The following is a 12,872-nucleotide window of genomic DNA, read 5'->3' as shown; positions in this document are numbered from 1 at the left end:
AATTGTTACTTCCCTTTTTGAGTTATAAATACTTGAAATAAACAAAAACACCCCCATATTCGCCAATAGCAACCTCATCCCATAGGTCTATTGTGCAAAATTGATATTTTTTGAAAATTATATTACAATACAGCTATCAGGAGTTTAGCTCCATAAAGTTTAGGTTTGGATTTTAGATCCATAACGTGATGGTAGCCGTATTTGATACGACTACTTTTCTTTTCATATTCTAGTAAACATAAGTCGTTAAAATAAGTTGACGTTTGACAGAAATTAAAAAAAGAAATACACTAAGAATGTAAAAAAGCCTTGTTCGTCAAGGATAAAATCGTCTGGTGTACTTCTAAGAGGTACACCTTATTTTATTATCTGACGAGCTGCCAACTGTTTCCATTTTGGAAACAACTCAAAAAAATCCCCACACTCGCAAAGTTTGGCGACTCTGAGTGTGAGGATATCCAGTATAGTAAAAGGCATTAAAAGCCCTCTTTACTATACCCATTTTATCAAAAAAGTGAGGTAAATACAATGTGGATGGAAGAACTTCCCAACGGAAAATACAAATTTTTTGAGCGATATAAAGATCCATATACTGAGAAATTAAAAAAAGTTTCAGTCACGATGGAGAAGAAAACTCCCCAGGCAAGAAATCAATCTGCTATCTTGTTGCAAGAGAAGATAAATAAAAAACTCAGCACAAAACAAGTAGAAAGCATTACATTTGAAGAAATCTATAACCTTTTCTATAAATCATGGGCGCAAACAGTAAAGGAATCAACAAAACATAATTGTAAATCAGTTGATAAGAAGATGAAGGAAGTCATACCATCCGATACCATACTTGCTAATCTTGACAGGCGTTTTCTTCAAGAGGCTATTGAAAAAATTATTGAAAGCAACGGATATATTACAGCTAAAAAAGTACGGCATAGGCTCAGAGGTATCTTTAATTACGCCGTTCAATACTCTTACATTGAAAATAACGAGGTCGATTATACTACGATTCCTCAAAAACCAAAGACTTTAGAAGAACTGGAAAAAAAACGTAACAACTTTCTCACCATGCAAGAAATAAAAGCACTTGTCGATGTCCTTAATCGTCGAGAATATCACCAAAAGTACGCTGATATGGTTCTTGTGCTGGCATTAACTGGTATGAGATATGGTGAGTTAACTGCCTTACAACTGAAGAATATAGACTTCGAAAACAACAAAATTGAGATCACAGGTAATTTTGATTCAGTAAACAAAATCAAGACGCTACCAAAGACTACAAATTCAATACGGACAATCAAAGTATCAGAGAGTGTCATAGAAGCTATTCAAAGACAAATAGTACGACTTAGCGAACGTTTCCAGCCATTGTCAAGCGATGATTATATTTTCTGTTTTGAAAAATGGAATCAACCTACAACAATAGCTTGCTTCATACAGATATTAAAAAAATATGGAAAACAGGCTAAAATAGAAAAAAACTTATCTAGCCATATTTTTAGGCATTCTCATATTTCGTTTTTAGCAGAGTCTGGCCTTCCAATAAAATCAATAATGGATCGAGTTGGACACTCAAATGCAAAGATGACTTTGGAAATCTATTCTCATACTACTGAGGATATGGAGGATAAACTGGTCAATAAATTAGATACTATTTTTTAATTCTGCCCCTTGGTTGCCCCTTTTTGATTTCATAACACAACAAAACCCCTTGAAGATATTGATAATTCAAGGGGTTGCTTTATATCGTTATAATTCATCGGCTAATTTATTTATCTTTCTGAGTCTGTGATTGACACCACTTTTTGTAAGGGGATTGCTGAGGCTATCTGCTAACTGCTGGATAGAGTAGTCTGGGTGCTGAATCCGCAACTGCGCTACTTCCTGCAAATCTACTGGCAAATTTTCTAAGCCCATAATATCTTTGATTTTGCTGATATTGTTGATAGTCTTCATGCTGGCAGAAACTGTCCGAGCAATATTAGCTGTCTCGGCATTATTGGCCCGATTGAGGTCGTTACGGGTTTCTCGTAAAATCTTAACCCGCTCAAAATCATCACGCGCCTGCATGGCTCCGATGACTATCAAGAAGTCCATAATATCTTCGGCACGCTGGAGATAGGTCACAGCACCCTTTTTGCGCTCAAGTACCTTGGCATCCAGTAAAAACTGCTGGAGAAGGGAGGCAATCCCTTGCGCGTGGTCCAGATAAACAGAACTGATTTCCAACTGGTACTTACCTGACTCAGGGTCACGAATGCTGCCATTTGCCAAGAAGGCACCACAGAGATAGGCACGACCTGCTTCCTCATCCGATAAAATCGCCTCATCAATACCTGTTTCCAAACCAAAGAAAGAGTCAGCCAAGTGCAAATCACTTAACAAGTCCTGCACCTTTTCATCAGTAAAGACAGTATAGACCCGATTCTTACGAAGATTACTCCTCTGGTGGTGTCGGATTTCTGATTTGATTTCATAGAAATGGAGAAAGGACTCATAGAGGTGACGAGCCAGTTTGGCATTTTCTGTCACGACAGACAAGGTCAGGCCCGAGGTCGAGAGACCGATGCTACCAGACATCTTGATAATGGCAGATAATTCATGTCGGCTTATATGGTGCTGACCTAGGATTTCTTCTTTTACTGCTACTGTGAAACTCATTTTCTCACCTGTATAATCCGCATCAACTCATCCACGATCAAATCTCCATCGTGAAAGGCACCCCCATTTTCCAGACGAAGGAAGTTGGATGAAATCACACGCGGAACTTGCTTACAAAGACCAGCAAAATCATGTTCCACCTGGACCAAGTATTCATCAAAACGGTTAGAATTCATGTATTCCTGAGGAACTTTTTCGATATTCACCAAGACAGTATCGATAAAAGGGCGACCAAGGTGACGATGCAGGACCTCTACGTGGTCACTATCTGTAAAGTGTTCCGTCTCCCCACGTTGGGTCATGATATTGCAGACATAGGCGATTTCTGCCTTGGTTGCCAAAAGCGCCTGACCTATTTCCTTAATCACGATATTAGGTAAAATCGAGGTAAAGAGGGAACCAGGTCCAAGGACAATCATGTCACTTTCAAGAATGGTCTGCACCACTCGACGGCTAGCCAGAGGCGTATCATCGTTGAGGGTATTGGTTACATAAACATGGTCAATCATGCCTGGATGGTCTGCAATATGGCTCTCTCCAGCCACTTCTGTTCCATCCTGGAAGACTGCGTGCAGAGTCAAAGGATGGTCACTGGAAGGATAAATTTTCCCAGTTGTATGGAAAAACTTGCTCAGTAACTGCATGGCATTATAGGTTGAACCCTGCATTTCTGACAGGCCAGCGATAATGAGATTTCCCAGCGGATGGCCCGCAAAGGCTCCCGCATCCTCAGAAAAACGATACTGAAAGACCTTCTCATAAAACTTAGGCATATCTGACATGGCTACAAGGACATTGCGAAGATCACCTGGCGGTGTCAATTGTTGCATATTTTTTCTGAGTTCACCTGATGAACCACCATCATCCGCCACCGTTACGATAGCAGCGATTTCCACATCTTTTTCCCGCAGACTCTTAAGAATGACAGGAATCCCAGTACCTCCACCAATCACCGTTATCTTTGGTTTTCTCATGAACGGTTTACCGTTTCCTTTCTTCGGTCTTTGTCGCGATGCCCTTCATTGACAGGCCAATTCTTGGATAAGTCCTGCACCAAGCGTTTAGCAAAGGCCACACTACGGTGTTGCCCACCCGTACATCCCATAGCAATAGTCAAAACAGACTTCCCTTCCTTTTGGTAACTTGGCAAAATCGGCTCAATCAAGGCCAACAAATGTTGATAAAAGTCTTCGGACTCAGGATGATTCATGACATAGTCATACACTGGTTCATCTACACCCGTTTGGTTTCTCAGTTCTGGTAGGTAGTAGGGATTGGGCAAGAATCGGACATCAAAGACCAAATCTGCATCAATCGGGATTCCATATTTAAAGCCGAAAGACATGACTTCGATACGGAAAGACTGGGCTTGCTCTTGATCTGAAAACTGCTCTGCAAGGGTTTTGCGCAGCTCACGTGGAGTGAGTTCAGTCGTATCCACCACATTTTGGCTCATATTTTTCAAAGGCGCCAAGAGCTCACGTTCCAGCTTGATTCCATCCAAAATCCGACCATCTGCAGCTAGTGGGTGACTCCGTCTGGTTTCCTTGTAACGCGCGACCAATTCCTTATCAGCTGCATCCAAAAAGAGAATTTTAAAGTCCAGTTCTTCCTTGTTTTCCAACTCATCCAAAACAGTTTGAATCTCCGAGAAGAAAGAACGGCTACGCATATCCACTACCAAGGCCAACTTAGGATCGTCTTCCTTTGTTTCCACCAACTGCAAAAACTTAGGCAAGAGAGCTGGCGGCATATTATCAATAGTAAAATAACCCAAATCCTCAAAGGACTGAATGGCTACAGTTTTGCCTGCACCACTCATTCCTGTCACAATCACCAAGTGAAGTTGTTTCTTTGTCATCTTTTTCTCCTTATATCAAAAGAAGTTTGGCAACACCAAACTTCAACTAGCTTATCCAATCTCTGCGATGACTTCGATTTCGACTTTTACATCACGAGGAAGACGAGCTACCTCTACTGCTGAACGAGCTGGGAATTCCTCTTTAAAGGCCGTTTGGTAAACCTCGTTAAAAGGAACAAAGTCGTTCATATCGCTCAAAAAGCAAGTTGTTTTGACAACATGGTCAAAGTCAGTTCCTGCTTCTGCCAAAATAGCACCGATGTTTTTCAAGACCTGTTCTGTCTGTTCTTGAATCGTTTCTCCAACGATTTCCCCAGTTTCAGGAGAGAGAGGAACTTGACCACTAGCAAACAAAAGGTTGCCAACGATTTTTCCTTGAACATAGGGTCCGATAGCCTTTGGAGCCTTGTCTGTATGAATTGTTTTTGCCATTTTCTTTTCCTCACAATTTTTCTAAGATTGCGTCCCAAGCCTCATCCATTCCTGCCTTGCTGACAGATGAAAAGAGGATGAAGTCGTCACTTGGGTCAAAGTTTAATTTCTTTTTGATTGCTGATTCGTGCTTGTTCCATTTACCACGAGGAATCTTGTCCGCCTTGGTCGCAACGATGATAACCGGAATCTCGTAATACTTGAGAAATTCGTACATCTGCACATCATCTGCTGACGGGTCATGACGAAGGTCAACTAAACTGACTACCGCACGGAGATTTTCCCGAGTCGTTAGATACTCTTCAATCATGCGCCCCCACTTTTCACGTTCCTTTTTGGAAACACGGGCATAACCATAGCCAGGAACATCCACAAAGCGCATCTTGTCGTCAATGTTAAAGAAGTTAAGAAGCTGGGTTTTACCAGGTTTACCTGATGTTCGGGCTAGATTCTTACGGTTCAGCATAGTATTGATAAAGCTAGACTTACCAACATTTGAACGCCCTGCTAGGGCAATCTCTGGCAGTTCATCCTGCGGATAGTGGGACTTGTTAGCCGCACTGAGCAAGATTTCAGCATTGTGTGTATTCAGTTCCATAGTCACCTCTAGGCTGTTTCTAGGATTGGTTTATCCGTTCCATCGACAGCTTCTTTTGTGATGCGAACCAATTTCACATTTTCCTGACTCGGTACTTCAAACATGACATCTAGCATGGTTTCTTCGATGATGGAGCGAAGACCACGCGCCCCTGTCTTCCGTTCGATGGCCTTATTGGCAATCTCTTGAAGAGCTTCGTCGTCAAATTCCAACTCGACATCATCATAAGATAACAAGGTTTGATATTGTTTGACCAAGGCATTTCTTGGCTCTTTCAAGATACGAACCAAGTCATCAATCGTTAATTGCTCAAGGGCTGCAAAGACAGGCAAGCGTCCAATCAACTCTGGAATAATACCGAATTTTTGAATATCTTCTGCGATGATTTCTTGCATGTAAGAGCTGTTTTCATCAATTGCTTTATTATTTTGACCAAAGCCGATAACCTTTTCACCCAGACGTTGTTTGACAATTTCTTCAATACCATCAAAGGCACCACCCACGATGAAGAGGATATTTTTAGTATCCACTTGAATCATTTCTTGTTGCGGATGTTTGCGTCCACCTTGAGGCGGCACGCTAGCAACAGTTCCCTCGATAATCTTGAGAAGGGCTTGTTGCACCCCTTCACCAGAAACATCCCGTGTGATCGATACGTTCTCGCTCTTCTTGGCAATCTTGTCAATTTCATCCACGTAGATAATCCCACGCTCTGCACGCTCGATATTAAAGTCAGCAGCCTGCAAGAGTTTAAGGAGAATATTTTCCACGTCCTCACCCACATAACCAGCCTCAGTCAGAGCTGTCGCATCCGCAATCGCAAAAGGCACATTCAAGCTCTTAGCCAAGGTCTGGGCAAGGAAAGTTTTCCCTGAACCAGTTGGGCCAATCATCAAAATGTTTGACTTCTGCAAATCCACATCTTCTGACTCCTCACGCGTATCGTGGAAATTGATACGTTTGTAGTGGTTGTAAACCGCCACTGCCAAGGCACGCTTGGCACGATCTTGACCGATTACATAGTGGTTCAAGATATGGAGGAGTTCAATTGGTTTTGGCACCTCAGACAAGTCTGCCAAGACTTCCTCAACCAATTCTTCTCGAATAATTTCTTGAGCTAGCTCCACGCATTCATTACAAATAAAAGCATTGTTGCCAGCGATTATTTTTTGTACTTCTTCTTGGTTTTTGCCACAAAATGAGCAATAAACCATCATATCATTTTTTCTATTTGTAGACATGATTTCCTTCCATTCTATACTGTCATTCTATCTAAAATAAGGTCATGTAAAAAGCATGAATACTATTGACCAGATTGGTAAAGGCATTTAACCAAAGGAGGATAGAAAGCCCGTAACGCTTTTTACGAAAAGCCTGTGCTCCTGCCAGAAGGCAGATGAAACACAGAAAAGCCGTGAATAAACCAAATAAACTCCGTTCCATTAGACTTCCTTTCTCTTGCGGTATTGGATGGTAAAATCATAAGGATTTTTCTCATCTTTGGCGTAAAATTTGCTTGAAACTGTCTCAAAAAGAGACAAGTCAAACTCTTCAGGAAAATAGGTATCTCCCTCCACCTGAGCATGAATTTGAGTGACAATCACTTCATCCAAATAGGACTCAAAAGCCTGAAAAATCTGCTTCCCACCGATAATGTAGAGATTCTTTTCTTGAGTCTGATACCAGTCCAGAACAGACTGGACATCGTGAAAAGTAGCCACCCCATCTATCTTTTCTTCCGGATTACGCGTCAAAATCAAGGTCTCCCGTTGTGGAAGCAAGCGACGCCCCATCCCATCAAAGGTCACCCGTCCCATCAAGATAGCATGATTCAGAGTTGTTTCTTTGAAGTGTTGCAGTTCTGCTGGCAAATGCCAAGGCAGACGATTGTCCTTACCAATCACACCCTCTTCATCCTGGGCCCAAATAGCTACGATTTTCTTAGTCATGCTTCCATCCTTTTTACTGATAGTACTATTCTATCAAAAAACTCAAAAAAAGACTGGTTTGGAATAGCTTACAAAATAGAAAAAATCTGTAAGAAATTTCCTACAGATTTATCTATGTTGCCTTGTTTCTTATAAACCAGGTGCTTGTCCAAGTTCTGCCGCAAGCATCCAAACTGTTTTCTCAAGTTCAGCCTTAGCACCAACAAAAATATCGTTTGTAACATCATCGCCTTCTTCGTCAGTCACATCCAACGCTTTTTGGAAAAGAGTGATGAGGTAGCGATAAATAGCTAGAACACGTTCCAAGCTTTCTTCAACATTACGGTATTCACCAGCTTCTTCTTCGATTTCGCTGTGTTGAAGGAATTCTGTCAAAGTAGAGTATGGTTTACCACCGAGTGTAATCAATCGTTCGCTGATTTCATCTAAATGACCATCAAGATCATCCATGTACTCATCCATTTTTGGATGCCATACCATAAAACCGCGTCCACGCATGTACCAGTGCACTTGATGCAAAGCAACGTGGGCTACGTACAAATCAGCAACAGCTTGATTCAAAACTTCCTTTGTTTTTGCCAATGCTACTGGCGCTGCTTTTGTTAATGTTGCGACATCTTTTGCTGCTTCTTTTTTCAATTCTACCATTTTATTTTACCTCATTCATTATTTTTATGTAACCACTTCTTAATGATTACTACCTTAGTATACTACTAAGGAAAACCAATAGCAAGCAAAATAACCCACATGAGAAAAGTTGCAATAGACTGATAATTTAAGAATTCTTTAGAAGACGAAAAGAGGGTTGGATGCTTATAGTCAATGGAAATCCATCAGCAAACTAGGAAACTAAACCCAGCTTGACCAAAGCACAAGTTTTGAGGTCGCAGGTAGAACTGACCAAGCTGATGTGGTTTGAAGAAATTCCCCAAGACTATAATAGATTGAAATAAGATGTAACCAAGTCGATTAGGAAAGACAAATGAATTTCTAAAAATGTTTTAGCAACCGCAATGTTCTGGTCTATATTCAATCTACTATATAATACTCTTCGAAAATCTCTTCAAACCACGTCAACGTCTCCTTGCCGTAGATATAGTTACTGACTTCATCAGTCTTATCTACAACCTNNTTTCATTGAGTATAAGATTCATTTCCGAGCAAGTTCTTGAATTTACTCGAGGATAAACTATCATAAAACAAAGAAAAAGAGGGTGCTACTATCACATCCCTCTTTCTAATCAGAGCTTAATACCAAACGCTGACATCTACGCGCCCTTGGATTCCTTTCATGTATTCAGAAGAGGTATATTGCCAACCTTTTTCTCCTGAATAATGAGGGTTTTCCCATTCTAAAGCATTGTTATAGGCCGCTACCCAGTTTACATGTTTTAAAATATCTGGGTGTTTTAAACGCGTCTGTAATAAACTACGATAGCTATAGACATACACATTTTGATAACCCGCCTGCTTCATCGTCTCCATGTACTTGTTGATAATCTTAACCCAAGTACCTGTATCATTCGGAGCACGCTTACTTTTATTCACATACTCCCAGTTCTCAACATCATAGTAGATAGGGTAAGACAAGTTCATATTGTATTTCTTCAGAAGTTCAATGGTCTGTTCAGCATCATTCTCAGCATCAGTCTCATTTTCAGCATAGGTATAGAGATAGACGCCATAAGGTATTCCCAGACGGTTTAACTCCTTAATGTTATGCACCAATTCCTTGTCTTCTTTACCGCTATAACCTAGACGAACAATGACACCATCTACTTCATTTTCATCAATAACCTTTTTCCAATCATTGATACGGCCATTGTGCTCACTAATATCAATAACTTTCTTAGCATGTTCGGTTCCAACTTGTTCTTCTCTATTATTAAAGAAATAGCGTTTACCATCTCTGTGAACCCAGCCGACATTCAAATCTTTCTTTTCTTTGAGCTCACCAGAGGCCGCAAAGATATAGCGAGCGCCATCCATAATCACTTCATCAGTCGCCATGGCACCACTTCCAGTCAAATAGTAGTTGCCTTGCCACTCATTCTGAGCCATATAGCCCCACTTCTTGAAATAGTACCATTTGCCGCCCACTTTTTGCCACTCTTGGTTAGCATAAGTTCCATCGGATTTGAGATAAAAATAAGCAGAATAGGCTGGATCATAAAGCCATTCATTTTGCATCATGGCACCTTGACCGTTCAAGAAATAACTTCCTTGCCATTGGCTTTTAGCCATGTAACCCCACTTCTTGAAGTAGTACCACTTATTTCCAATCAATTGCCATTCTTGATGAGCATAAGCCCCATCTGACTTGAGATAAAACCAACTCTTGTAATTATTATCATAAAGCCACTCGTTTTGAGCCATATAGCCACCTGATTTCAGGTAGTAATTGCCCTGCCACTCATTTTGAGCATAACGACCGTCTGATTTGAGATAAAACCAAGCTTTGTAGTTATTATCAAAAATCCATTCACTTTGAGCTTTAGAACCATCAGCCTTTACATAATAATCTCCATCCCAGTGGGCAGAGACACTGTTTCTCTGTTCATTGCTACTAGTTGATGAAGTTCCTGTTGATAGACTAGATTTTTCTGAAACTGTGCTTCCACTGGTTTCATCTGCCGCAATTCCTGAAACTCTTACGCCAAGTAAGCAAAGGCTTGCTAGCCCTATACATACAAATTTTGTTTTCAATCTTTCCTCTCCTATAAAAAATGGAACAGACATCTGAATGCTGTTCCACCTAGCTTTTGCTACTTACTGATTATTTTACAAAGTCAAGCAAAGCCAAGAAGCTTTCAGCTTCAAGTGACGCACCACCTACAAGGGCACCGTCAACGTCTGGACAAGCCATGTATGAAGCAACGTTCTCAGGTTTAACAGAACCACCGTATTGAACACGAACTTTGTCTGCAACTTCTTGACCAAAGTCAGCAGCTACAACGTCACGAACAACTTTACACATTTTTTGTGCGTCGTCTTGTGAAGCTGATTTACCAGTACCGATAGCCCAGATTGGTTCGTAAGCGATAACTGATGCAGCAACTTGTTCAGCAGTCAATCCAGCCAATGCAGCAGATACTTGAGCACCTACAAATTCAGCAGCTTTACCAGCTTCGTAAGTTTCAAGTGACTCACCACAACAGATGATTGGAAGCATACCGTTTGCAAAGATTGCTTTTGCTTTTTTGTTGATATCTTCGTCAGTTTCATGGAAGTAGTCACGGCGTTCTGAGTGACCGATAACAACGTAGTCAGTACCGATTTCTTTCAAAACTTGTGGGCTTGTTTCACCAGTGAAGGCACCTGCATTTTCAAAGTAGCAGTTTTGAGCAGCAACTTTAAGGTTTGAACCTTTTGCCGCAGCAAGAACTGTTGTCAAATCAAGAGCTGGAGCAGCGATACCTGCTTCAACAAGATCTGATGAAGGAAGTTTTGACGCAACTGCTTCAACGAATGCTTTAGCTTCTTCTGGATTTTTGTTCATTTTCCAGTTACCAGCGATAAATGGTTTACGTGACATTTCACATACCTCTTTTTTCAATTTATTTTCTATTTATTTTATCACAATTAGACACAGCTTGCAAATCTTACTCGGATTTCAAGCCTGCTGACATGGATTAATCCTTCCAGAGATCCATAGCATTTCTGAAATCTGCCGATACCTGTGTCAACTGAGGATTGCTTGCTTCTCTTTCTGCCCGCTTAGCCTCGATTTGAGCCACACTTTTGATACCTTCATGTCGCCAGTTTCTCAAAATCGCCTGGATGTACTTCCAGTTTGGTTTTCCATTCAAAACAGCTTCACGAAGAGCTTCCTTAATCAAGTCAGCACTGGTTCCATCTTCCTTTAGTGTCTTCATCAAATCCTCAATCTCAAAAGGCGTCAACAAGCGTCCCAACTCCTGCTGGAAGGTTTCCACCAAATCCTTAAGATGATTTTGAGGTATCAACTGGTCTGAACTCGAAGCAATAGCTCCAAGCAAGTCATCCAAACGTTCCAAAGCCAAACTAGCATCAAAAAGCAATTCGATTTCGCCATTTAATTCGATAGTACGATACTGGAGAAGTCCCCTCTCCGTCAGATTGGAAATGGACTGGTTGACATCCGAAATTTCCTTGCCAATCCTTTCAGCAATCTGGCTTGGCGACATTTCTTCTAAGCCTGTCGTATTTTGCAAATAGAAAAATTGCCAAACCAGAAAATCGTCGCTAGAAGGAAAGAGTTCCTTAAAATGCAAGAGCAGGGCACTCGGTAAAACCAAGTTCCCTGATTTAAAAGCGTCTAAATATGTCATAATTCCTCTTATAAATACCCAAATGTAGATGCATCATCTTCTATTTTTCTCCAGTCAAAAGGCGTCTCCTGATAGACCGCATAATTCACCCAGTTACTGAAAAAGAGGGCTGCTGATGAAGACCAACAAAGACAAGGTGTCTGGTTGACATCATCATCCTTAAAGTAATTTTCTGGAATATGAGGATCCAAACCTGCATCACGATCTCGGAAATATTCATTTGCCAAGGTATCACGGTCATATTCCAAATGCCCAAAACTATAAATTTCACGCAAATCACGACTAGCCAAAATCGAAACCCCAACCTGAGAACCCTCTGATAAAATCTCGAGATTGGTTTTGTTTAAGACCTCTTCCTTAGAAATCTCCGTGTGCCGAGAATGAGGGGAAACATAGCTATCGTCAAAGCCTCTTAAAAGAAGGTGCCCTTCTTTTAAAGTGTCCTGAGGATAAATACCCGATAACTTACTGTCCATCTGGTATTTTTCCACTCCATAACGCAGATAAAGACCAGCCTGAGCCCCCCAACAGATATAAAGGGTCGAATAGACATGGGTCTTGGACCACTCAAGCACCTGGCTAAATTCCTCCCAATAGTCCACTTCCTCAAATGGTAAATGCTCAACTGGAGCACCCGTGATAATCATCCCATCAAAATACTCATCCTTGACTTCAGGAAAGGTTTTATAAAAGGTCTCCATGTACTCTGAACGAGTTGTTTTAGAACGATGGCTCTCCATATAGAGAAAATCAATATCCAATTGCAGGGGCGTATTAGCCAAATGGCGCAACAACTGGGTTTCTGTGACCATTTTCTGTGGCATGAGATTTAAAATTAAAATCTTCAAAGGACGGATATCTTGGTGGGCCGCACGTTGATCATCCATGACAAAGATATTCTCTGTCCGTAAAATCTCAACAGCTGGTAATTTTCTATCAATTCGAATCGGCATAACCCTCTCCTAACTGTACTCTTTCAGAAATAATTGCATATGTTTGAAACTCTTCGAGAATCTCTTCAAACCGCGTCAACGTTGCCTTGCCGTACGTATATGTTACTGACTTCG

General features: G+C 41.0%; 14 protein-coding genes. 1 reads left to right on the top strand and 13 read right to left on the bottom strand.

Annotation, left to right across the window (positions count from 1 at the left end):
- Positions 1-528: 528 nt before the first annotated feature.
- On the top strand, positions 529-1,656 hold the full coding sequence (locus HT691_RS06705; protein ID WP_000266849.1) for a site-specific integrase: 1,128 nt from the start codon (positions 529-531) through the stop codon (positions 1,654-1,656).
- Positions 1,657-1,743: 87 nt separating this feature from the next.
- Here the strand turns inward: HT691_RS06705 and whiA are convergent, their stop codons facing one another.
- From whiA to metA, 13 genes are all read right to left on the bottom strand, one after another.
- Positions 1,744-2,655, bottom strand: coding sequence for a DNA-binding protein WhiA (whiA, locus tag HT691_RS06700; RefSeq protein ID WP_023934132.1), 912 nt, complete (start codon positions 2,653-2,655; stop codon positions 1,744-1,746).
- The gene (locus HT691_RS06695) at positions 2,652-3,629 is read right to left on the bottom strand and encodes a YvcK family protein (protein ID WP_023934134.1); all 978 of its coding nucleotides are present in this window, start codon (positions 3,627-3,629) and stop codon (positions 2,652-2,654) included. The genes whiA and HT691_RS06695 overlap by 4 nt, the downstream gene beginning before the upstream one ends.
- Complete coding sequence (rapZ, locus tag HT691_RS06690; RefSeq protein ID WP_023934136.1) at positions 3,626-4,516, bottom strand: RNase adapter RapZ; 891 nt, start codon at positions 4,514-4,516, stop codon at positions 3,626-3,628. The genes HT691_RS06695 and rapZ overlap by 4 nt, the downstream gene beginning before the upstream one ends.
- Positions 4,517-4,567: 51 nt before the next feature.
- Positions 4,568-4,948, bottom strand: coding sequence for a RidA family protein (locus tag HT691_RS06685; protein ID WP_001140420.1), 381 nt, complete (start codon positions 4,946-4,948; stop codon positions 4,568-4,570).
- Between the two features lie 10 nt (positions 4,949-4,958).
- Positions 4,959-5,546: a ribosome biogenesis GTP-binding protein YihA/YsxC gene (gene yihA / locus HT691_RS06680; protein ID WP_000422605.1), complete on the bottom strand. Its 588-nt coding sequence runs from the start codon at positions 5,544-5,546 to the stop codon at positions 4,959-4,961.
- Positions 5,547-5,554: 8 nt separating this feature from the next.
- Positions 5,555-6,787 (bottom strand): ATP-dependent Clp protease ATP-binding subunit ClpX, encoded by a 1,233-nt coding sequence (clpX, locus tag HT691_RS06675; protein WP_000106340.1) that lies wholly within the window; start codon positions 6,785-6,787, stop codon positions 5,555-5,557.
- Between the two features lie 31 nt (positions 6,788-6,818).
- The gene (locus tag HT691_RS06670; RefSeq protein WP_000442276.1) at positions 6,819-6,989 is read right to left on the bottom strand and encodes a hypothetical protein; all 171 of its coding nucleotides are present in this window, start codon (positions 6,987-6,989) and stop codon (positions 6,819-6,821) included.
- Entirely contained in the window at positions 6,989-7,495 is a 507-nt protein-coding gene (locus HT691_RS06665; protein ID WP_000162463.1) for a dihydrofolate reductase, read from the bottom strand. Before HT691_RS06665 ends, HT691_RS06670 begins: the two co-directional genes overlap by 1 nt.
- A 129-nt stretch (positions 7,496-7,624) precedes the next feature.
- Positions 7,625-8,143 carry a Dps family protein gene (locus HT691_RS06660; RefSeq protein WP_023934138.1) on the bottom strand — a complete coding sequence of 173 codons (519 nt, stop codon included), beginning with the start codon at positions 8,141-8,143 and terminating at the stop codon, positions 7,625-7,627.
- Positions 8,144-8,743: 600 nt separating this feature from the next.
- Complete coding sequence (gene lytC, locus HT691_RS06655) at positions 8,744-10,234, bottom strand: choline binding-anchored murein hydrolase LytC (protein ID WP_138701122.1); 1,491 nt, start codon at positions 10,232-10,234, stop codon at positions 8,744-8,746.
- A gap of 37 nt (positions 10,235-10,271) precedes the next feature.
- Positions 10,272-11,030 (bottom strand): triose-phosphate isomerase, encoded by a 759-nt coding sequence (tpiA, locus tag HT691_RS06650; RefSeq protein WP_000087893.1) that lies wholly within the window; start codon positions 11,028-11,030, stop codon positions 10,272-10,274.
- A gap of 97 nt (positions 11,031-11,127) precedes the next feature.
- The gene (locus tag HT691_RS06645; RefSeq protein ID WP_000221595.1) at positions 11,128-11,805 is read right to left on the bottom strand and encodes a DnaD domain-containing protein; all 678 of its coding nucleotides are present in this window, start codon (positions 11,803-11,805) and stop codon (positions 11,128-11,130) included.
- Positions 11,806-11,813: 8 nt separating this feature from the next.
- Positions 11,814-12,758 carry a homoserine O-succinyltransferase gene (gene metA / locus HT691_RS06640; RefSeq protein ID WP_023937474.1) on the bottom strand — a complete coding sequence of 315 codons (945 nt, stop codon included), beginning with the start codon at positions 12,756-12,758 and terminating at the stop codon, positions 11,814-11,816.
- Positions 12,759-12,872 lie beyond the last annotated feature (114 nt).

It is taken from the genome of Streptococcus sp. 477, from assembly GCF_013277295.1.
In the GTDB taxonomy this organism is placed as follows: Bacteria; Bacillota; Bacilli; order Lactobacillales; family Streptococcaceae; genus Streptococcus; species Streptococcus pseudopneumoniae.
The sequence above is the reverse complement of the archived record's forward strand: the minus strand, read 5'-3'. Positions and strand labels throughout refer to the sequence as shown.